At 54.6% G+C, this 21,259-nt stretch carries 17 protein-coding genes and 1 other RNA gene; 6 read left to right on the top strand and 12 right to left on the bottom strand.

Annotated elements, in window-relative coordinates; all coding sequences use genetic code 11:
* From mraY to M9H61_RS19190, 7 genes are read right to left on the bottom strand one after another with little or no spacing between them, the layout of a single operon-like run.
* The gene (mraY, locus tag M9H61_RS19160; protein WP_068519522.1) at positions 1 to 1,089 is read right to left on the bottom strand and encodes a phospho-N-acetylmuramoyl-pentapeptide-transferase; all 1,089 of its coding nucleotides are present in this window, start codon (positions 1,087 to 1,089) and stop codon (positions 1 to 3) included.
* Between the two features lie 24 nt (positions 1,090 to 1,113).
* On the bottom strand, positions 1,114 to 2,544 hold the full coding sequence (murF, locus tag M9H61_RS19165) for a UDP-N-acetylmuramoyl-tripeptide--D-alanyl-D-alanine ligase (protein ID WP_250282355.1): 1,431 nt from the start codon (positions 2,542 to 2,544) through the stop codon (positions 1,114 to 1,116).
* A gap of 59 nt (positions 2,545 to 2,603) precedes the next feature.
* Positions 2,604 to 4,064 (bottom strand): UDP-N-acetylmuramoyl-L-alanyl-D-glutamate--2,6-diaminopimelate ligase, encoded by a 1,461-nt coding sequence (locus tag M9H61_RS19170; protein WP_250282357.1) that lies wholly within the window; start codon positions 4,062 to 4,064, stop codon positions 2,604 to 2,606.
* Complete coding sequence (locus M9H61_RS19175) at positions 4,051 to 5,769, bottom strand: penicillin-binding protein 2 (protein WP_068519525.1); 1,719 nt, start codon at positions 5,767 to 5,769, stop codon at positions 4,051 to 4,053. Before M9H61_RS19175 ends, M9H61_RS19170 begins: the two co-directional genes overlap by 14 nt.
* Positions 5,766 to 6,194: a hypothetical protein gene (locus M9H61_RS19180; protein WP_101245720.1), complete on the bottom strand. Its 429-nt coding sequence runs from the start codon at positions 6,192 to 6,194 to the stop codon at positions 5,766 to 5,768. Before M9H61_RS19180 ends, M9H61_RS19175 begins: the two co-directional genes overlap by 4 nt.
* A complete protein-coding gene (rsmH, locus tag M9H61_RS19185) occupies positions 6,191 to 7,177 on the bottom strand; it encodes a 16S rRNA (cytosine(1402)-N(4))-methyltransferase RsmH (RefSeq protein WP_250282359.1) in 987 nt (328 codons plus the stop codon). The genes M9H61_RS19180 and rsmH overlap by 4 nt, the downstream gene beginning before the upstream one ends.
* Positions 7,174 to 7,677 carry a division/cell wall cluster transcriptional repressor MraZ gene (locus M9H61_RS19190; RefSeq protein WP_068519528.1) on the bottom strand — a complete coding sequence of 168 codons (504 nt, stop codon included), beginning with the start codon at positions 7,675 to 7,677 and terminating at the stop codon, positions 7,174 to 7,176. Before M9H61_RS19190 ends, rsmH begins: the two co-directional genes overlap by 4 nt.
* Positions 7,678 to 8,257: 580 nt before the next feature.
* Here M9H61_RS19190 and M9H61_RS19195 point away from each other — a divergent pair.
* The 4 genes from M9H61_RS19195 to M9H61_RS19210 all read left to right on the top strand — a co-directional run bounded on the left by M9H61_RS19195 (position 8,258) and on the right by M9H61_RS19210 (position 11,573).
* Entirely contained in the window at positions 8,258 to 9,022 is a 765-nt protein-coding gene (locus tag M9H61_RS19195; protein ID WP_250282361.1) for a hypothetical protein, read from the top strand.
* 94 nt (positions 9,023 to 9,116) lie between these two features.
* Positions 9,117 to 10,211: a magnesium/cobalt transporter CorA gene (corA, locus tag M9H61_RS19200; RefSeq protein WP_250282363.1), complete on the top strand. Its 1,095-nt coding sequence runs from the start codon at positions 9,117 to 9,119 to the stop codon at positions 10,209 to 10,211.
* A gap of 100 nt (positions 10,212 to 10,311) precedes the next feature.
* Positions 10,312 to 10,860: a cysteine hydrolase family protein gene (locus M9H61_RS19205; protein WP_250282365.1), complete on the top strand. Its 549-nt coding sequence runs from the start codon at positions 10,312 to 10,314 to the stop codon at positions 10,858 to 10,860.
* A gap of 80 nt (positions 10,861 to 10,940) precedes the next feature.
* Entirely contained in the window at positions 10,941 to 11,573 is a 633-nt protein-coding gene (locus M9H61_RS19210) for a pyridoxamine 5'-phosphate oxidase family protein (RefSeq protein WP_114113716.1), read from the top strand.
* Positions 11,574 to 11,651: 78 nt separating this feature from the next.
* Here M9H61_RS19210 and rnpB read toward each other — a convergent pair.
* From rnpB to M9H61_RS19235, 5 genes are all read right to left on the bottom strand, one after another.
* Positions 11,652 to 12,048: RNase P RNA component class A (gene rnpB / locus M9H61_RS19215), an RNA gene on the bottom strand.
* A gap of 71 nt (positions 12,049 to 12,119) precedes the next feature.
* The gene (locus M9H61_RS19220; RefSeq protein ID WP_250282367.1) at positions 12,120 to 12,872 is read right to left on the bottom strand and encodes an N-acetylmuramoyl-L-alanine amidase; all 753 of its coding nucleotides are present in this window, start codon (positions 12,870 to 12,872) and stop codon (positions 12,120 to 12,122) included.
* A 5-nt stretch (positions 12,873 to 12,877) separates the two neighbouring features.
* Positions 12,878 to 13,750 (bottom strand): DMT family transporter, encoded by an 873-nt coding sequence (locus M9H61_RS19225; RefSeq protein WP_250282369.1) that lies wholly within the window; start codon positions 13,748 to 13,750, stop codon positions 12,878 to 12,880.
* 220 nt (positions 13,751 to 13,970) lie between these two features.
* Entirely contained in the window at positions 13,971 to 15,800 is a 1,830-nt protein-coding gene (gene abc-f, locus M9H61_RS19230; protein WP_250282371.1) for a ribosomal protection-like ABC-F family protein, read from the bottom strand.
* A 122-nt stretch (positions 15,801 to 15,922) separates the two neighbouring features.
* Positions 15,923 to 16,663, bottom strand: a complete 741-nt coding sequence (locus tag M9H61_RS19235; protein WP_068519535.1) for a TerB family tellurite resistance protein — start codon at positions 16,661 to 16,663, stop codon at positions 15,923 to 15,925.
* A 287-nt stretch (positions 16,664 to 16,950) separates the two neighbouring features.
* On the opposite strand from M9H61_RS19235, the gene M9H61_RS19240 reads away from it, so the two are divergent.
* Complete coding sequence (locus M9H61_RS19240; protein WP_082817859.1) at positions 16,951 to 18,948, top strand: methyl-accepting chemotaxis protein; 1,998 nt, start codon at positions 16,951 to 16,953, stop codon at positions 18,946 to 18,948.
* 338 nt (positions 18,949 to 19,286) lie between these two features.
* On the top strand, positions 19,287 to 21,248 hold the full coding sequence (locus tag M9H61_RS19245; protein ID WP_250282377.1) for a methyl-accepting chemotaxis protein: 1,962 nt from the start codon (positions 19,287 to 19,289) through the stop codon (positions 21,246 to 21,248).
* Positions 21,249 to 21,259 lie beyond the last annotated feature (11 nt).

A 21,259-nucleotide genomic window follows, 5' to 3' on the forward strand; every position in this document is an offset into this window, starting at 1 on the left:
TTACCGGAGTTTCAAAGTAGCAAGACCAACCAGCGCCAGAATGACCGCGATGATCCAGAACCGGATCACGATGGTCGGTTCCTGCCAGCCTTTTTTCTCGAAATGGTGATGAAGCGGAGCCATGCGGAAAACGCGTTTCCCGGTCAGTTTGAACGATCCCACCTGAATGATCACAGACAGGGTCTCAAGAACAAACAGGCCGCCAATAATCGCCAGAACAAGTTCATGTTTGGTCACAACCGAAACGGCACCCAGGGCACCGCCAAGGGCAAGCGATCCGGTATCCCCCATAAACACCATCGCCGGCGGGGCGTTGTACCAAAGGAAGCCAAGACCGGCCCCAACCAGGGCGCCAAGGAAGATGGTAAGCTCGCCCGATCCGGCGACATAATGAACCTGAAGATATTCGGCAAACTGCACGTTACCGATCAGATAGGTGATCAGCGCAAAACTGGCAGCGGCAATCATCACCGGAACGATGGCAAGACCGTCAAGACCGTCCGTCAGGTTGACGGAGTTCGACGCACCGACCATGACAAACATGGCAAACGGAATAAAGAACCAGCCAAGATCAAGCAGGAAGTTCTTAAAGAACGGGAAGGCAAGGGCGGTCGAAAGCGGATCAGCGGTATTGTAGGAAATCCACCAGGCAGCAAGGGCCGCGATCGAAAACTGCCCCAGCAGTTTGAGCTTGCCCGGAAGGCCTTTGGTGTTTTTCTTTGAAACTTTAAGATAGTCATCCAGGAAACCAAGGAAACCATACCCGATGGTGACAAGAAGAACCGCCCAGACATAGGGGTTTTTCAAATCCGCCCACAGCAGGGTCGCAATCGATGTCGACAGCAACAGCAAAAGCCCGCCCATGGTCGGCGTGCCTTTTTTGGTCAGAAGATGGCTTTCAGGGCCGTCTTCACGGATCGGCTGGCCTTCGCTTTGTTTGGAACGCAACCAGTTGATCAGATGGGGGCCAATTACAAAGGCAAGGATAAGCGACGTAATGATCGCACCGCCCGTCCGGAAGGTAATGTACCGAAACAGGTTCAATACCGGCATCTGATCAGACAGTTGATAAAGCAGATTATAGAGCATTGCTCTTGTCGTTCCTTCTGCGACTTAATTCTGTGTTTCTGCGGGGCTATCCACCACGCCACAGGATTTTAGGGCCGATACAATTTTCGAAACGTAAATGCCAAGCGATCCTTTGACCAAAACCACGTCTCCGGACCGCAAATCGGCCTTTATCGGTTCAATCGCGTCTTCGGCGGTATCAAAGTGACCGGCATTTTTGTCTTCAGGCAGGGTCTTGTCGAGTTCAGCCATTAGCGGACCGACGCAATAAACCCGATCAATTTCAAGTGCGGTTAGCGGCTGATGCAAATCGGCATGCAGGCGAACAGCATCGTCACCGAGTTCGCGCATATCGCCCAGAATGGCAATCTTGCGACCACCATCGCCCGGTTTGGTTTGCGACAGAACCTTGATCCCGGCCATCATTGATGTCGGATTGGCATTGTATGCATCATCAATCAGGGTAAAGGTGCCATCACCTGACGGGACCTTGACGGTCGAGATTTCACCGCGCCCAGCCGGCGGGGTCACATCGGCCAGATCCTGTGCGGCGCGCAGCGGATCGGCCCCGATTGCATCAACGCATCCAAGAACCGCCAGCGAATTCAAAACCCAGTGTTCGCCGGGGCACCCGATGAAATATTCAAGATCCCGGCCACCGATACGGGCGCGCACAGCACTGCCATCGGTGACAATGTTGGCTTCAAACAGGCGGTAATTGGCCATCGCATCGGTGCCAAAGCACTTGATATTGCCAAGACCCAGTTCCTTGGCGCGCCGTGCCAGGGCAAAGTAATGCATGTTGTCACGGTTCAGAATAACCGCACCATCCGATTCAAGACCGTCGAAAATCTCGGCCTTGGCCATGGCGATTTCGGCTTCATCCTTGAAGAATTCGGTATGCGCGCCAACCACGGTGGTAATCAGGGCGACCGATGGTTTGACCATCTTCACCAGCGGGCTGATTTCACCCGGATGGTTCATGCCGATTTCAAAAACACCATATTGCGCATCGACCGGAAGGGTCGCCAGACTGATCGGAACGCCCCAATGATTGTTGAAACTTGCCGGGCTGGCATGGGTTTTACCCTGCTGGGACAAAACATATTTAAGGGCTTCCTTGGTGCCGGTCTTGCCGACACTGCCGGTAATCGCAACGATTTTTGCCGAACTGCGCGCACGACCTGCAAGGCCAAGGCGTACAAGCGCATCCATCGTGTCATCAACCAGAAGAACCTTGTCGGTATCGGTAATGCCGTCGGTATCAGAAACCATGACGGCACTGGCACCGGCATCAAGGGCGGCCTGTGCAAATTTGTGCCCGTCGAAATTCGGGCCTTTAAGTGCGATGAAAAGATCGCCTTTACTGACTTTTCGGCTGTCTATAGAGATCCCGGCAACCGACCAGTTCCCGGTCGTTTTGCCATCGGTTGCGGTTTCGGCATCCTTTGCCGTCCATAAAACAGCCTTTGTCATAACGTCACTTTCATTTCACTCAGGCCGTTACGGCCTGTGCGCCGTAACGGGAATTCAGGTCAATTGCCGCCTGCAAGGATGCTGCGGGCAACAGATGCATCGTCAAACGGAAGAACCGTATCACCGACAATTTGGCCTCTTTCATGGCCTTTTCCGGCGATGATAAGGACATCATTGCGTTGCAGGATGCCAATGCCGCGTTTGATGGCCTCTGCCCGGTCGGCAATTTCCACCGCACCTTCGCATTTGGCCTTGATCGCCGCACGGATCAGGGCTGGATCTTCGCTGCGCGGGTTGTCATCGGTGATGATGGCGATATCGGCAAAGTCATGGGCAACGGCACCCATCAACGGACGTTTGCCGGTGTCGCGGTCTCCGCCGGCACCAAATACACAAACGATGCGGCCTTTGCAATGCGGGCGCACAGCCTTGATCACGGTTTCAAGCGCATCAGGCGTATGGGCGTAATCGACAAATACCGGTGCGCCAAAACTTGTCTTGCCCACCAGTTCCAGACGACCACGGACACCTTCAAGTTTTTCAAGCGCCAGCACGGCCTGATCAAGATCGGCACCCGATGCCACAACAATCGAAAGGGCCGCAAGGGCGTTCATCACCTGGAAGCTGCCCATCAGGGGAAGATGAATGCTGTATTCACCCTTGTTGGCCAGAAGCGTGATTTTGGTGCCGGTGCTGTCCGGGGTTGCCTTGACCAGTTTGATGTCATCGGCATTCTGCCCGTAAGACAGAATATTCACGCCGCGCTTTTCACACATCTTTTTCAACAGCGCGAACTGTTCGACATCGGCATTCAGAACAGCAGTGCCGTCTGCCACCAGAAGGTCGGAAAACAGGCGTGCCTTGGCGGCAAAGTATTTTTCGAACGTGCCGTGATAATCAAGATGATCACGCGACAGATTGGTAAAGGCCGCCACGGTGACCTTGACCCCGTCAAGACGATACTGGTCAAGCCCGTGCGAACTTGCTTCCATCGCGACATGGGTGACGCCGATGCCGCACATTTCATCAAGACTTTGGTGCAGGGCAACCGGGTCGGGTGTGGTCAGTGATCCGGGGATCTTGGCGCCGGCGGCACGAATGCCAAGGGTGCCGATCGATCCCGACATATTGCCAAGGATCGTCCACAGCTGTTCGGTAAAGATCGCCGTGGATGTTTTGCCATTGGTTCCGGTGATCGCCGCAATATTTGCCGGCTGCTTGCCATAAAAGCGCGCGGCAAGCTGGGCATAGCGTTTGCGCGGATTTTCAACCGGGATAAGGGGAACTGTCGCGGCCGTCGGTCTTGGCGTGCCATCCTTTGCCAGGATTGCGGCAGCCCCAAGTTTGATCGCATCAGCAATATATCTGGAACCGTCGTCGCGGGCACCGGACAGGGCGGCAAACATATAGCCATCCTTCACGGTGCGTGAGTCTGCTGTCAGGCCCGTGATATTCGGGTCCTGTCCTTGGGCATGTTTCAATGCCGCCTGATCACCTGCCATGAGCTCAGAAAGACGCAAGTTTGCGTTCCCCCTTGCGAAGTTCGATCTGCAGCGCTTGCTCGATCTCCGGCGCCTTCGCATTCGCCGGTTCAATGCCCAAAAGGGGAGCAATACGTGTCACAACCTTGCCAACCGCAGGGGCGGACACCCAACCTGCTGTGGCAAATCCATAAGTTTCTTTGGTGCCTTTGGGCTCGTCCAGCGTCACCAGAACCACATATTTCGGGTCCTGCATCGGGAAGGCGGCGACAAAGGTCGACATGCGGGCGTTCTTGACATAGCGCCCGTTCACTAGTTTTTCCGAGGTGCCGGTCTTCCCGCCAAGGAAGTAGCCGGCCACTTCGGCCTTTTTGCCCGAACCTTCGGTGACAACCAGTCGCATCAGGCGACGCAGCTGTTCCGAAGTTTTCTGGGAAAACACACGTTCGCCGGCCGGTGCACCATCCTGTTTGAGGATCGTGGACGGGCGGCGGATACCACCATTGACGATGGTTGAAATGCCATTGACGACCTGAAGCGGGGTGACAGCCAGACCATGACCGAACGAAATCGTCATGGTGTTCACTTCGCGCCACGGATTGGGCACAAGCGGCCCACCGACTTCCGGAAGCTCGATTTCCGGTTTGTCGAGCATGCCAAGCTTTTTCAGGTATTTTTTCTGGTTCTCACCGCCAAAGGCCATCGCCATGCGCGCCGATCCGATGTTGGAGCTGTGGACCAGAATTTCCGGTACCGTCAGCCAGCGGTTTTCAGCGTGGTAATCGCGGATCGAGAAACGCGCAATCCGCAGCGGTTCGGTCGCGTCGTAAACCGAATTGAGTGTGGATGTGCCGGTTTCAAGGGCGATGGCGGTGTTAAACAGTTTGAACACCGACCCCATTTCATAAACGCCAAGGGTCGACCGGTTGAACCGTGCATCTGCCGGGGCCTGACCCGGGCGATGGGGATCAAAATTCGGAAGTGACGTCATCGCGATGACTTCACCGGTATAGACATCCATGACAAGACCTGCAGCGCCCACCGCGCTATAGGTCTCCATCGCGTTTTCGACTTCTTCTTCGAGCGCGAATTGCACACGGGTATCAAGCGACAGCTGAAGCGGGCCGTTATTGATGCGCAACTCGTTATCGAATTCGCGTTCGGCGCCAGCAATGCCGTTATTGTCGATGTCGGTAAAGCCAAGCACGTGCGAGAACAGCCGCCCATGCGGATACACCCGGCGTTCCTCGCGCTGGAAATTCAGGCCGGGAATGCCAAGCGAGTTGACTTCATATTGCTGTTCAGGCGTCAGGTTGCGGCGCAGCCAGACGAATGCCTTGCGCGAGCTCAGATGCCGGATCAGAGTATCACGATCAAGATCGGGCAAAACTGTCAGCAAAAGATCGGCAGACTCAACCGGGTCCTTGACCACGCGGGCATCGGCATAAAGCGAGTTGGTCGGAAGATCGGTGGCAAGTAACAGGCCGTTGCGATCAATGATGTCGGCGCGTTCGGTTTTAAGTTCGCGCGCATCGGTACCCGATGCCACAGCCGGTTCGTTGCCCTGGCGCAAGACCGATGCGTCTACCAGGCCATAGGTGATCCAGCAAAAACCGATGATGAACATCGCGCCGGTGATGAAAATACGGTTGCGGGCCGTTTCAAGTGCAAGACGTTCACGCTGATCGGGCCCCAGTTCCGGACGGTCACCACGCAGCCAGTATGAGAAACGGGTAAAGCTCATTGCGCACCCCCGGTCTCGGCGACTGATGGTGCGTCCACAATCATGGTTTCGGCGGCCTCGGCATAGGCGCGATCGCCCGGACGCGGACGGGGTACAGGCATGAAGGCAACCGCTTCGCCGAACTTGTCGATGCGGTATTGATGCATGTCGGAATCTTCTGGCAGATCATCGATGCTGGCCATCTGCAGCACTTCGATCTGGGCCAGGCTAAGATATTCGCGCGAAAGCTTTTCGATCCGTTCCGGATTGTTCAGGTAGCTCCATTCCGCTTCAAGTACGTGGATGCTTTCCTGTTCGGCCAGAATGTCGGACTGGATTTCCGCATAATGCTTTTCAAGGCGTTCGACTTCGTGGCTGACCCAATAGGTGCCAGCGCCAATCAAAATGGTCAGGAACAGGCCGATAATTGTTACCGCACGGGTCATTTCGGACCTCCGTGCTTGTTGGCAGGCTGATCATTGCGGGCAACAGCACGCAGCTTTGCCGACCGGGCGCGCGGGTTGGCACGAATTTCGTCTTTCTGGCCGGTCACCGCCTTACGGGTGATGGTCGTAAAGGTCGGTGTGGCGACTTCCGGCTCACCGGGCAGGCGGCGAGACATTTTCTTGGGATCGCCCGAACGCGCCTTCATGAATGTTTTAACCAGGCGGTCTTCGAGCGAATGGAACGTCACAACGACCAAACGTCCGCCGGGCTTTAACAGTGTTTCGGCGGCATCCATGGCGCGTTCAAGTTCGCCAAGCTCATCATTCACATAGATGCGCAATGCCTGGAACGTGCGGGTGGCCGGGTCAATGCCGTCCTTGGATTTGCGCACGACCGAGCGCACAGCTCGGGCAAGCTGTGATGTGGTTGCAAACGGCTCATCTGCACGCATCTCGATGATCTTGCGGGCAACCTTGCGCGATGCCCGTTCCTCGCCATAACGATAGATGACATTGGCAATGTCTTCTTCTTCGGCGGTATTGACGAAATCGGCCGCGGTGGGGCCAGACATCGACATGCGCATATCAAGCGGACCGTCTTCGCGGAATGAAAAGCCGCGATCGGCCTGATCAAGCTGCATTGACGACACGCCGATATCGAGAACGATACCATCGACCTGTTCGGGGCCAGCGGCCGGGATCAGGCGACCCATATCGCCAAAGCATCCTTCGACCATGTGGAAACGGCCGTCATATTCGGCTTCAAGTTTCCGGCCGGTTGCAACCGCACTCGGGTCGCGATCAATGCCATAAAGCTCGCATTTCGCGGAATCAAGAATGGCGCGGGAGTAACCGCCTGCGCCAAAGGTGCCATCGACCATGATTTCGCCGTCACACGGTGCAAGAGCGTCAAGCACCTCGCGAAGCAGGACCGGCTTGTGCGGGCGATCTTCGGTGGCGAAACGGATGTCCTTGTCGCTCATGATGCGTCCTCCTCGTTCGGGGTGCCGGGACGTGCACCTTTGGGGAGTTCGTTCATCGGTTTGAGCTTGAGCGTCGCACCACGATTAAGCGTGCGGGTCCGGCTGGCTTCTTGCAGGGGCTTGAAGATGTCCGGGTTCCACAGGCGGAAGGTGCGACCACGGCCGACAAAGGCGACCTGATCTTCGATACGGGCAAATTCGATCAATTCAGCGGGCAGAATGATACGACCTTCGCCGTCATAAGGAAGCATATGCGAGGAGCCAAGGATGGTGTCTGCCAGATCGTCTGCCTCGTCAGAGAACATATCAAGTTCATCAAGCGACGCGGCGATGCGTTCCATGTGGCTGTGGCTGCAGCCTTCGAGCGCGCATTCCTTGTGGGATTGATACAGGTAGATACCGGCGAATTCTTCCATCTCAAGGGCCGCACGGAACCGTTTGGGGACGGATACGCGTCCCTTCCGGTCCAGCTTGTGAATGTGCGTCCCTGTGAACAGCACTTCGCCATTCCCCTGATCAAAAGTCCGATTTCAAAGTTCGACGTGAACAGGTCCGCCTCAACGGCCGGTCGATGTTTGAAATGGATATGCCCCGCATGGCACAGAATTTGTGCCTGCTTATGGGGTATCATGGGAAATGATGGGGGTCAATGGGATTTGATGGGGTCAAATGTGACGATTTGGTGTGTTTCTGCGGATTCTGCGGTACATGCGAAAAGTCTGAATTCCCTCAAAAACACATTGAATCACGGTCTTATCCATCTTCTGCCCATAAAATCCCAATTCGGTTCCATGGGAACCCATGGGGCGACCATAAAAAGACCTGATCCATGGGTTTTGATGGTCAGATCGAAAATTGGAATACGATGGGGCGTTCGAAGACAATTTGCGATTTGGCTCCCAATCGGGTTTGATGCGCGGGCGAACTCCTGCAAAATGTCGGGACGGTATTTCCGGAAACCCGGGGCGTTTTACGTCTTGTGATGCCCGGATGATTTCCGGATATGCAGTAGCAAGACCGATCAGATATTTGGTCAAATACTGGCGCGGGGCTGCGTCAGTGAAATGAAGGATGCGATTGTTGCGGATAAAAGCTGCCATTGTGTTAATGGGTTGCATGGTTTGTGCCGGAATATCAGGGACCTTTTTCGAATGGCCCGGTGTTGTCGGGGATGCCCGTGCGCAAGGATTGACCATGGACAAGGCCGGTGGCAGCAGTTCCTCGCCCGAGGTGACGTCACCGCAAATGCGCGAACTTTTGCCGCTGATCATGAAGCAGCTTCAAAACAATCCGGAACTGATGTCGCAATTTGGACTGGGCGGGCTTTCGGGGCTGGGGAGGCTTGATGGTGCTGCGGGTTTGTCGGGCGATGCTGGAACCGGGACTGCCAATATCCCGGGGCTCAATGACGCAATTGCCAAGGCCCTTGCCCAGAAAAATGGTGCGACGGGTGGCGTACCGGCAGGCATTCCCGAACAGGTAAAGCTTTACCGCGAACAATATCATCCGGTCGATATTGATCAGGATGGCCGTATCAGTGCTGACGAAGCCGCATCCTATTCAAGCTGGATGTTCAGGCGGCGTGACATCAATGGCGACAGTGTTCTGGTGGCACGCGAATTTGCCGCAGTTGAACAATTGCCCGGAACGGCGGATGCCAATCGCCAGCGGCTGCGCACCGAAAGCCGGCGTCTGGAATTGTTGTTTCCGACATATGATGCAAACAACGACCAGATGATCAGCAAGGATGAGTTCCTTGATCAGGTGCGTGTTGCCTATGACGAAAAACGCGGAACCAATCCCGATATTGATCCGTTTTCATTCCAGACGGTTCTGCCATTCTGACTGGTGACAGAATTGCAATGGAAACACCATATGACAGCAAAGCAATAATCTGGCATCCGTATCACGCGGCAAGCCGGTCAGGATGGAGAAGCTAATGGATACCAACGAATTTTTCGCCCCTCTCCGGGCAACGGCGGATGACGGCAACAGCGCGGATGCCGCAGTTGCCGACAATGTTGGTGTCGAAAACGGTGAACCGGCGGCAACCACTGCGCAAGCACCAGCAAAAATCACGGCCAATGCGCTGGGCAAGACAACATCGACCTCGACCAAACAGGATGGTGGCAAGGCTGATCGGACGCCTGTCTGGATTGACTTGTTGTCACCAACGCCTGACGAAATCCACGATATCGAGGAACGCTTCGGGATCGAGGTGCCGACCCGCGAAGAAATGCAGGAGATCGAGCTGTCATCGCGTCTGTATGACGAAGAGGGCGCACTTTTCATGACGGTTTCGGTTCTGACCCGTGCTACGACAGATGCGCCGCAAACAACGGCCGTGACTTTTATCCTGGTCAAGAAAACGCTGATTACCCTGCGCTATGCCGATCCGGTTCCCTTCAAGACATTTATCCGCCGGGTCAAACGCAGCCCGTCACTTGCCAACAGTGCCGAGGCGGTGCTGTTTGGTTTGCTTGAACAGATTGTCGACCGTCTGGCCGATTTGATGGAACAGACAGCAACCGATCTTGAAAACCTGTCCAATCAGGTGTTTGCAAGCCCCGAAGACATTGCCTCGGATCAGGATCATCGTGAAACCCTTCGACAGATCGGGCGTACCGGCAACCTGTCTGGTAAGGCCAAGGACAGCTTGCTGAACCTGCATCGTCTTGGCTTGTTCCTGTCGACCCAGACGCGCCTGAAAAAGGATGCCAAGGCGCGGCTCAAAGTGATTTCGCGCGATATCGTGTCGATCACCGAACATGCCAACTTCATCGCCAACAAGGTTACGTTCCTGCTTGATGCGACCCTTGGTATGATCAGTCTTGAACAGAATAATATCATCAAGATTTTCTCGGTCGCAGCCGCGGCGTTCCTGCCCCCAACCCTGATCGCCAGCATTTATGGCATGAACTTCGAATTCATGCCGGAACTGGGATGGGAATTCGGCTATCCGGTCGCCATCGGTTTAATGATCCTGTCCGCGGTTTTGCCGCTTTGGTATTTCAAGCGCAAAGGCTGGCTCTGATCATTTGGCAATATTGGTGGGGTGTTTGTCATTTGCGCCAGACAAATTGCTGCTAAAGTCTGTGCCCTGATCTTCCCGTATTGTTATCGGAGCCTCACCCATGACCCGAACCGCCCTGATCCTGATTGATTGGCAGCAAGGATTTGATGATCTTTCCTATTGGGGGAAACGCAATAACCCCGATGCCGAAACCAATGCAGTGCGGTTATTGACCCATTGGCGCGCAAACGCCTGGCCGGTTATTCATGTCAAACACAACTCGACCGAGCCACAATCGCGGTTGCATCCTGATGATCGCGGAAATGCCTTCAAGGCGGCACTCGCACCGATGGAGGGCGAGGCGGTCTATGGCAAAAACGTCAATTCGGCCTTTATCGGAACAAGTCTTGAGGCGGACCTGCGCGCGCAGGGGATTTCACAACTGGTGCTATGCGGGATTACGACCGACCATTGTGTGAATACCAGTACACGGATGGCCGGAAATCTTGGCTTTGATGTTGTCATTGCTGCGGATGCCTGTGCGACCTTTGATCGAAGCCTGCCTGACGGGCGGGAATTCCCGGCGGAACTGGTGCATGATGTGGCACTGGCAAGCCTGAATAGCGAGTTCGCAGCCGTCAAAAATGTTGACCAGATCATAGCTTCGTGACCGGGGTGCTGATCGGTAATTGACTTCCGTTCGCAAGTAACGCACCTTCGGCCCCTGATTCCCGCATAAGGTGCCTTTTGATGACGTCTGCAGAAACCAAAATCGATACGCATGACAAGCTTCGTGCGATTTACGGTGAACCCATGGGGCTTGCCGTTGACAAATGCCTGTCGCGGCTTGATCCGCATTGCAAGCATTTCATTGCACTGGCACCCTTTGCGGTCATTTCTTCTGCTGATGCCAATGGCGACGCCGATGTCAGCCCGCGTGGCGACGGCCCGGGTTTCATCAAGGTTGTCGATGACAACACCATCGTCATGCCGGACCGTCCGGGCAACAATCGTATCGATACATTGGCCAATATCGTCGATAACCCCAAAGTCGGGATGCTGTTTTTTGTTCCGGGCGTGAATGAAACGCTGCGTGTGAATGGCAGGGCTGAAATCAGCATTGACCCGGCGTTGCTTGATCTGTTTGCCGATACGCCCAAACCGCCGATCACCGCGATCAAAATCACGGTGGAGGAAGCCTTCCTGCATTGTGCAAAATCGCTGATGCGTTCCAAGCTTTGGGACGCTGGCACACAGATCGATCGCAAGACGCTTCCGACATTGGGCAAAATGATCAAGGATCAGACCGCGGCCGATTTCCCGGTCGGTACCCAGGAAGAGGCAGATCAGCATTTCGCGCAATCCATCGCAGAGCGCGGCTGAAACCCGGCGTGTTCGGACGATGCATCTGATCACACAAGGCGGTGACAAATCCAGTCATCGCCTTTTATTTTGGGAAATAATACCAGATGGCCTGTAAGCCGGGTTCTGTCCATGCGGCGAACCGCACTGGATGGCTATTCATCTGGGACGTCCGTCGCCGAACGCCTCCTGCAACCAACCCGAATGGTGGTGCGAAAACCCACCTGCCGACAATGCCGAAGCACCCGGCCGACCATTCCTATTAGGTTTTGCTCCCGGTGGGGTTTACCATGCGTCCCGCATTGCTGAAGGACCGGTGCGCTCTTACCGCACCCTTTCACCCTTTCCGACAGGCTTGCGCTGTGTCGGTGGTTTGCTTTCTGTGGCACTTTCCCTAGGGTCGCCCCCGCCAGACGTTATCTGGCACCGTGTCTCCGTGGAGCCCGGACTTTCCTCCCCCGTTGTAAACAACAAGGGCAGCCATCCGGCCATCTGGTGGTGCGGATGTAGGTCACATCGATCTGAACGTCAAGCAAAAGCGATGGGGTGGGGAACGTACAAAGCAGCCTATTTGCCAATCATATTGGCAAGGGCAGTGGCAATTGACATGCATTGCCCGTCAAGCACACCCGAAATGTTTTCCGGACGCCAGTGGTGCTGAAATGCGATGGCGCGTTTGATGCGATCATCGTTCTTTTTCGTCTGGTCCTGACCGCTTGCGGGCCAACCATAACCGATCCGGTCAAGAAGCTTGTCAAAAGCTTCCCGATCAACCGGATGTGCTGTTCCATGGTCTGGTTCGGGCCACATGCCGATGCCGTTTTCGGCAAGCAGTTTCCAAGGAAACAGTTCGCCCGGATCTTCCTTGCGATCCGGGGCCATGTCGGAATGGGCTATGACGCGATCAGCGGGGATATTGTGGCGTGCCAGAATTTCCTGACACAGGCTGATCACCGATGCGATTTGGGTATCGGGAAAAGGGCGATAGCCAAATTCATGCCCCGGATTGACGATTTCAATGCCGATCGAATGGGAATTCACATCGTCGCATTCCTGCCAGCATCCACGCCCGGCGTGCCAGGCGCGTTTGTCCTCGTCAACAAGGGCGAAGATGCGTCCGTCTTCCTCGATCAGGTAATGACTGGAAACCGAACTTTGCGGATCACACAGGCGTTCAAGCGCATCGTTGCCGGTCTGCATCCCGGTATAGTGCAGAACCAGTATGTTGATCGGGCAGCCTTCCGGTCGCGGTCCGAAATTGGGCGACGGGCAGGATATGATTTCCCCCGTTTTGTGGTCTCGTGACTGCCCGGATGCCATCTGGATCAATCCATGCCCTGTGTTTTGCGCTGAACGGGTTTGCGCAGCATGATGACGGTCACCCCGCATAGCACGACAATCCCGCCAATGATCTTAAGCATTGAAAAGGCTTCGTCAAATACGACAAACGATCCCAGAACGCTGATCACCGGGGCAAGCAGCGACCATGGCACAACCGCGTTCACATCCTGTGTTTTAAGCAAGTGATACCAGAAGCCATATGCAACGATTGATGACATCACAACCGTGAAGCTCAGATTGGCCCAGGCCACCCAACTGGCGTCAAAGACCGCTTGCACCGATCCCGGTTCGAACGCCAGGGACAGGATCAGCAATTGCGGGGTCGCAAACAGCGCCATCCAGCCATTGAGCTGGAAGGTATCAATATCGCCAAGTTTCTTGATCATGACATTTGCAACCGCCCACATGAAGGCAGCAAACACCACAAGCAGCAGCGGAAGCTGAAGATCGGTCATGGTCGGATCCCAGAACATGATCGTCACGCCAACAAAGGCCAATGACATGCCCGAAAGCCTTTTCCAGCCAAGCCGGTCATTAAAGAAATAGGTGGCAAGCATTGATGAAAACGGCACGCCAAGCAGGACAATAATCGCCACCGGCCCGGCATCAATCATCGACAGTGCAAAGAACAGCACCCCGAAATGAAGACTGCCGAATGTAACGGAAATGATTGCCAGACGGCCCATGCGCCCGCGTGGCACCCGGGTAAACGGGATCAGCAGGATCGCGACCGAGGCAAATCGTATGGCCGTAAGCATAAAGGGCGGAATTTCCGCAACGGCACCTTTGACGGTCAGCATGTTGATGCCCCAGATGACGGCAACGGACAGGGCCATAAGCATTGCTTTAAGCGGCATGGAGCAGGCTTTCAATAAGGGGCGGCACGCGCATGTGCCCAATAACGATACATTCCTTTGTCATCTGTTTGCAGCCAAACGACAAATGAGTTCTTTTCAATCGAGAATATCTGATCGTGCCAGAATTACGCGCAGGACAAGTGTGACCCGGTCTTTACATCACGTAAAGCAGCAGGGCGCAAAAGATGCCAGATGAAATTTTCGGGTGTCGGTTGGGCGCTTATCCCAGACCGAGTTCCTCGCGCAGCATTTCAAGTTCCAGCCAGCGTTCTTCGGATGCTTCAAGTTCGCTTCTTGCGGCATCAAGGCGGTCGACCTTTTTCTGAAATCCGGTCGGGTCCTTGGTGAACAGAGTGCTGTCCGAAAGCGCATCCTCAAGCGTTTTGATTTCCGCTTCCAGCTTTGCCATCGCTCCGGGCAGGTTGTCATATTCGCGCTGATCCTTGTAGCTCAGCTTCGAAGATGATTTCGGTTTTGCCGGTGTTGATGATGTGCCTGTTGATTTCTTGGTCTGCTTGGCGGCGGATTTGTCTTCTTTGGCCGGTTCTGCGCGCGAAAGTTTGCGCTGGGTGATGTAATCGGAATAGCCACCTGCATATTCAACAGCCGTTCCGTCGCCTTCCATAACGATGGAAGACGTCACAACACGGTCAAGGAAGTCACGATCGTGGCTGACCAGAAGAAGCGTGCCTTCATAGTCATCCAGCATTTCCTGAAGCAGATCGAGCGTATCCATATCCAGATCGTTGGTCGGCTCGTCCATGATCAGAAGGTTGGTCGGCTTTGCCAGCAATTTCGCCAAAAGCAGACGGTTGCGTTCTCCACCCGAAAGGGCGCCAACGGGGCTTCTGGCCTGTTTTTCATCAAACAGGAAATCGCGCAGATAGCTGACCACATGGCGCGGATTGCCGCGCACCATCACCTGGTCGCCGCCAACATCACACAACGTATCCCAAAGCGTCTTGTCGTCATCAAGCGCGATACGTTTCTGATCGAAATAGCTGGGATTTAGGTTGGTGCCGATCTTGATCGTGCCACTGTCAGGTTCAAGCTGCCCGGTCAGCATTTTAAGCAGGGTGGTTTTACCCGCCCCGTTCGGGCCAATGATGCCAACCTTGTCGCCGCGCAGGATACGGGTCGAGAAATCGGCAATGATCTGGCGGTCGCCAAATGACTTGGCGATGTCGGTGGCTTCGATCACGACCTTGCCCGATGTTTCGCCTGCCTCGGCGGCAAGCGACACATTGCCGATGCGGTCAACCTGTTTGGAACGCTGTTCGCGCATGTCGTAAAGACGGCGCAGACGGCCCTGGTTGCGTTTGCGGCGGGCCGAAATGCCCTGAACGGACCAAACGGTTTCCTGTGCGATCAGCTTATCAAGCTTTGCGCGTTCTTCGGCTTCCTTGCGATAGATTTCCTCGGACCATTCTTCGAACTTGGCAAAGTTGATCGCCCCCTGATGCATGACACCGCGATCAAGCCAAAGGACACCGTTCGACACTGCATTCAGGAATGCACGGTCATGCGAAATCACCACGACGGCGCCGCGGAAATTCTTGATCTCGCCTTCAAGCCATTCAATGGTCGGAAGATCAAGATGGTTGGTCGGCTCATCAAGCAACAGAACCTGTGGATCGGCAATCAGGGCACGCGCAATTGCCGCACGGCGGCCTTCGCCACCCGACAGGCTTTTGGGATCGGCCTTGGGGTCAATATCAACCGACGCCAGCAACATGTCTGAACGATAGGCATATTCCTGTTCATGTTCGTCCAGTGCCGAAAGAACGAAATCTTCGACCGTGTCATAGCCGTCAAATTTCGGTTCCTGATTAAGATAGGCAACCTTGCAGCCCGGCTGGACAAAACGTTCGCCGCCATCGGCTTCGATTTCGCCGGCGATGATTTTCAGAAGGGTGGATTTCCCGCCGCCGTTACGTCCGACCAGACATAGCCGGTCACGTTCGCCAATGGCAAATGACACATCGGAAAACAGATCATTGCCGCCAAAGGTCAGGCGAATGTCATTAATATTGATCAGCGGTGGCGCCATGGAAAAACCGATAAGCTTGAGTTCAGAAAACAGGTCACTGTGACAGGTCCCCTGCAAACAGCAAATTGGATGCCGTTGCAAGGGAAATCATCTGTCAGCCGTTACGTCCCGCTGTTTTGCAATTAGCGGATGCCGCGTTCCTTGCGGATTTGATCCCACGCGGCATTGATGCGGGCCATTTTGTCGTTCGCCTGTTCGATAAATTCAGGCGGCATGCCCTTGGCCATCAAGGTGTCGGGATGGTTTTCGCGTGACAATTTGCGATGTGCTGCTTTCAGTTCATCGTCACTGGCATCGCGGGTCACGCCAAGCTGTTCATAAGGATCGGCACCGTTCGACGCGGTATAGGCGTGATGGACGCGGTCAAAGTCGACATCGGCAAATCCGAAGATATGGGCGACTTTTTTCAAATATGCCTGTTCTGCCGGATGCAATTCGCCATCGGCCATCGCGATCTGGTAAAGCGCTTCTAGAATGCCTTCCAGAAGGGCGTGTTCGCCGCGGAACATGGTGGCGATTTGCCGCGCATAGATTTCAAACCCGTCCGAGGATGCGCGCGCCATATCAAAGATACGTCCGACATTCTTTTCCTCGCCCGGCGGGATATGAAAGACGCGTTTGAATGCGTTGATTTCATCACGGCTGACATGGCCGTCAACCTTGGCCATCTTGGCGGCCAGCACGATTACACCCGTGGCAAAGGCAACCTGTCTCGGGTCATGCCCGCCAAGCTGCGGTCCGCCATTTGCCGCACTTTTGATCTTGTCAACGACATGGCCGGCTGTTGCGCCAAGAATTGCGCCAAGTGGTCCGCCCAAGGCAAAACCTGCGGCTCCGCCAATAATTTTGCCCCAGATACTCATGCTGTACTCATGCTTTGCTCATGGGTGAATTGCTTCCTGATTTCTGTGTCGATTGCGGCACGGTGGTATTCGTCCGGCAAGATTACCATCTTTCCAGAACAACCAACATAGTTCGCAGAGCGCGGAAATAAATGGCGAATTGGCTTTATTTCCGACTGAACACACCCGGTTTCACCCGTCGATCTATACTTAAGTGTTTATTGATCTACTTTGGGTGGGGTGTTTCTATGACAGCCGTGTAACAAGAACAATAACGCACATGGACTGGATTTTAGGGGGGGTGAAACATGTCTTTCTTGTCGCGTATGAAACTTGTCTATCAGATTTCACTGATAAGTATTGTCGCACTGGTCATTTTTGCTGTTGTCGGAACGACCCAGTTTGTCGCAGATCAGCAACGGCAGTCCGCACAGGAAATTGCCAAGGCCGCGACCGCCGATCAGCTTGTGGTGGACGGAATTTCTCGGGAATTCCTTAATGCCCGACGCCATGAAAAGGATTTTGTTCTTCGTAAAAGCGAAGAATATATTACCTCTCATAGCGAGGCGGCGGCTTCGGTGCGTAGCGGGCTTGAAGAACTTGCCGGGCGCAAGGAAATCGGTGAGCTGATCGGTCAGGTAGATCAGGCAAGAGCCGCCTTTGAAGATTATGTCAGCGAATTTGCCAATGTGGTCGAACTGCAACGCAAGGTCGGGCTGGATGCCAGTTCCGGCCTGCTTGGTGAAATGCGCGAAGCTGCCTCCGAAGTGGAAACCGCGCTTGGCAAGATTGCCCAGCTTGAAGCGATGCTGGGACTTTCCAACACCAAGGATATTTCAATTGCGGTTCTTAAGATGCGTCGCGATGAAAAGGATTTCCTGGCCACCCTTGATCCTGTCTATGTCAGCAATGTGGATGCCACAGCCAAGGAATTTGACGCGGCCCTGCAAAAGGCAGGCAGCATTCAGGACGAAAAAAAGGCCGAACTGGCCAAGCTGATGACATCCTATATCGCGGACTTCAAGGCGCTGGCCGATGCCGTTCTTGCCCGCGAGGAATCGCTTGCGCAACTTAGTGTCTATTACAGTGCGGTCGAACCGGTTCTGGTAGAACTCAGCAATTCCATCGGCGAGGTCGCCGAACGAATGCAGATGCAGGCCGAAGAAATCGCCCATACCGGCGTTCAGGTTACCTTTGCAATCTTTATCGCCGGTGCGCTGGTGCTGATTTTGTTATCGATCATTCTGGCGCGTGCGATCGTGCGCGCGATTACCGGTCTGACAGGCAAAATGGCCCGTCTGGCCAGGAATGACTTTGACGTCAAACTTGAAGAAGCAGATCGCAAAGACGAGATCGGCGAAATGGGGCGGTCGGTTGTGGTGTTTCGTGAAAACGGACTGGAACGCCAGAAACTCGAAGCCCAGCAACGCGAACTGGATGAAAAGCAGCGCAAACGCATCGAAAGCCAGGAAAAGCACATTCGCGAATTTGACAATGATGTTGTTGCCATGATGAGCGAGGTGGGAACCGCCGTGCAGCAGCTCCATGCGGTATCGGAAACCCTGCGCAGCAGTGCGGCCACGGCCAATGAGCAATCAACAACCGTTTCGGCCGGAACCGAAGAAGCATCGTCAAATGTCCAGCTGGTTGCGACCGCGGCAACCGAACTTTCGGCATCGATCCATGAAATTGCCGGGCAGGTCAGTGACACATCGCAAATGGCCATATCGGCCAGCCAGCGCGCGCAGACAACCAACGAGGATATCCAGGGTCTTAATGCCGCCGCCGTACGCATTGGCGAGGTGATCGGTCTGATCAACGATATTGCGGGACAGACCAATTTGCTTGCGCTGAACGCAACGATCGAAGCCGCCCGGGCGGGCGAAGCGGGCAAGGGATTTGCCGTGGTCGCAAGCGAGGTCAAAAACCTTGCCAATCAGACGGCAAAGGCCACCGAAGACATCACATTGCAGATCAATGAAATCCAGCAGGCAACGCTTTCGGCCGTTGAGGCAATTGACGAAATCGTGCGCATGATCACCGATATCAGCGAACGTGCATCAGCTGTTGCTGCTGCTGTTGAACAGCAAACCGTTGCCACCAGCGAGATTTCGCAGAATGTCGAACAGGCTGCATCGGCGACCAGTGAAATTTCATCGGCGATGCAGGGCGTGTCATCGGCGGTTGCCGGCACCACAGAAGCCGCAAGTGACGTGCGCGGCTCGGCCGACAACCTTGGTCGTCAAAGTGACAGTTTGAGTGAACGGATTGATCAGTTTCTTGCGCGGATGCGGGCTGTCAGCTGATCGGTTATCGGGCTGCCTGACGTCACAATTCTATCCGAAAGGAGGGGGAAGATTCGTCTTCCCCCTTGTTTTGTTTGTATGCGGTGCAAATGTATTTCGGTATCGCGCATGCGAGCACGGATGCGAATTTCGTTTCGCGTCAACGCGCTGACATCGGTGTCGAAAACGGGAATTGTCACAAAACCGTAACAATTCCCTTCTGATAAACCAGCCACCGCATCCCAAACTAAAAGGTTTGGGGCGACCGGATGTTTGTGCAGTGCCGTTGTAGGTTGGCTTGTGCCTGTCATGTCGCGTCTCACACTTTTGGACAGGTCCGGTAAGGCTTGGGGGTTTAGATGAATTTCCTTTCACGCATGAAGCTTCTTTATCAGATTTCGCTGATCGGGGCGGTGGCGCTTGTGATCTTTGTGGTTGTTGCAGCGGTACAGTTCGTTGCCGACCAACAGCGCCAGTCAGCGCAAATGGCAGCACAGGAAGCATTTGATGATCGGTTGATTGCCGATGAAATATCGCGCGATTTCTTGCATGCCCGTCGGCGTGAAAAGGACTTTCTGCTAAGGCTCGATGAAAAATACGTTACCCAGCATGCCGAAGTCGTCGAACGTGTAAGTTCGGGGCTTGCAACGCTTGAAGCTGATCCGGAACTGGCGGAATCTGCTGCTGAAATCGCGCAGATCAAGGAAGCCTTTGCAAACTATGCTGCGGAATTCGAAACCATCGTTGCCCTGCAACGTGAAATCGGTCTGGACGAAGAAGGCGGCCTTTGGGGCCGTTTGCGTGGTTCGGTCCACAATGTTGAAGAAGCGCTTGCGAAATACAAGGCAGACAATCTGACTGTCATCATGTTGATGATGCGTCGCCACGAAAAAGACTTCCTGGCCCGTATCGATGAAAAATACGTCGATCGTATTGATCAGCGCTTGACCGAATTCGGACCGGCACTGGCGGCATCCGACATTCCGGCTGCGGAAAAGGCCAATATCACAAAGTTGATGAATTCCTATGTCGCGGACTTCAAGGCGCTGGCAGGAAAGATCCTGCAACGAAATGCCGAACTGGGATTGTTGTCGGATTATTACGCACAGGCCGAACCGGTTCTTGAAGCGCTAAGCGCATCCATTGCCGAAACCGCCGCGCTGGAAAAACAAAAAGCTGAACAGATCGCCAAAACCAGCCTGACCATCACGGTTGCGATGTATGTGATCGGGGTGATTGCGCTTCTGGGGCTTTCTGTTTTGTTGTCGCGCGCGATTGTCCGTGCGATCGGCGGATTGACCAACAAGATGACCCGTCTGGCTGAAAATGACTTTGACGTCGATATCAACGAGGTCAATCGTGCCGATGAAATTGGTGAAATGGGTCGTGCTGTTCTGATTTTCCGTGAAAACGGGATCGAGCGTGTCAAACTTGAAGCGGCCCAAAAAGCCGATGACGAGCGCCGCCGCAAACGCATGGAAACCCAGGAACAGTATATTCAGGAATTCGATCAGGCAGTTGTCGCCGTGATGGCCGACGTTGCTGTTGCTGTCAAACAGCTTCATCAGGTGTCAAACGTTCTGCGCAGCAGTGCGGACACAGCAGCCGACCAGTCGATGGCCGTTTCATCCGGCGCAGAAGAGGCGTCATCAAATGTGCAGCTGGTGGCAACGGCTGCGACCGAACTTGCCGCATCCATTAACGAGATTTCCGGTCAGGTGACCGAAACATCGTCCATGGCCCAATCGGCGACCGAACGGGCACGGTCAACCAATGACAATATCCAGGGGCTGAATGATTCCGCCATCAAGATTGGCGAAGTCATCGGGTTGATCAGTGATATTGCCGGTCAGACAAATCTGTTGGCACTTAACGCCACGATCGAGGCCGCCCGTGCCGGTGACGCCGGCAAAGGCTTTGCCGTGGTCGCAAGCGAGGTCAAAAACCTTGCCAACCAGACTGCCAAGGCGACCGAGGATATCACCATCCAGATCAATGATATCCAGCAGGCAACCGGCATTGCTGTCAGTGCGATTGATGAAATCGTGACCATGATTGCCGAAATCAGTGAACGGGCTGCCGCCGTCGCCGCAGCGGTGGAACAGCAAACCGTTGCCACCAGCGAGATTTCGCAAAATGTCGAACAGGCAGCCGCCGGGACCGAGGAAATTTCATCGGCGATGCAAGGTGTGTCTGCTGCTGTTGGTGAAACCAACAGTGCCGCAACCGAAGTCCATCATTCAGCGGACAATCTTGGCCGTCAAAGCGGGGACCTTCGGGCCCAGATTGACGGTTTCCTGGAACGGATGCGCTCACTTTAATGACGAAATGT

The organism is Thalassospira sp. GO-4 (assembly GCF_023588965.1).
GTDB lineage: Bacteria > Pseudomonadota > Alphaproteobacteria > Rhodospirillales > Thalassospiraceae > Thalassospira > Thalassospira povalilytica.

Excerpts from the sequence above, each read along its gene's own strand:
- rsmH (WP_250282359.1), bottom strand. The coding sequence starts at position 7,177 with ATGAGCGACAAGGACATCCGTTTCGCCACCGAAGATCGCCCGCACAAG.
- corA (WP_250282363.1), top strand. The coding sequence starts at position 9,117 with ATGGATACCAACGAATTTTTCGCCCCTCTCCGGGCAACGGCGGATGAC.
- mraY (WP_068519522.1), bottom strand. The coding sequence starts at position 1,089 with ATGCTCTATAATCTGCTTTATCAACTGTCTGATCAGATGCCGGTATTG.
- M9H61_RS19225 (WP_250282369.1), bottom strand. The coding sequence starts at position 13,750 with ATGCCGCTTAAAGCAATGCTTATGGCCCTGTCCGTTGCCGTCATCTGG.
- murF (WP_250282355.1), bottom strand. The coding sequence starts at position 2,544 with ATGACAAAGGCTGTTTTATGGACGGCAAAGGATGCCGAAACCGCAACC.
- M9H61_RS19180 (WP_101245720.1), bottom strand. The coding sequence starts at position 6,194 with ATGACCCGTGCGGTAACAATTATCGGCCTGTTCCTGACCATTTTGATT.
- M9H61_RS19235 (WP_068519535.1), bottom strand. The coding sequence starts at position 16,663 with ATGAGTATCTGGGGCAAAATTATTGGCGGAGCCGCAGGTTTTGCCTTG.
- M9H61_RS19240 (WP_082817859.1), top strand. The coding sequence starts at position 16,951 with ATGTCTTTCTTGTCGCGTATGAAACTTGTCTATCAGATTTCACTGATA.
- M9H61_RS19220 (WP_250282367.1), bottom strand. The coding sequence starts at position 12,872 with ATGGCATCCGGGCAGTCACGAGACCACAAAACGGGGGAAATCATATCC.
- M9H61_RS19245 (WP_250282377.1), top strand. The coding sequence starts at position 19,287 with ATGAATTTCCTTTCACGCATGAAGCTTCTTTATCAGATTTCGCTGATC.
- abc-f (WP_250282371.1), bottom strand. The coding sequence starts at position 15,800 with ATGGCGCCACCGCTGATCAATATTAATGACATTCGCCTGACCTTTGGC.
- M9H61_RS19205 (WP_250282365.1), top strand. The coding sequence starts at position 10,312 with ATGACCCGAACCGCCCTGATCCTGATTGATTGGCAGCAAGGATTTGAT.
- M9H61_RS19175 (WP_068519525.1), bottom strand. The coding sequence starts at position 5,769 with ATGAGCTTTACCCGTTTCTCATACTGGCTGCGTGGTGACCGTCCGGAA.
- M9H61_RS19210 (WP_114113716.1), top strand. The coding sequence starts at position 10,941 with ATGACGTCTGCAGAAACCAAAATCGATACGCATGACAAGCTTCGTGCG.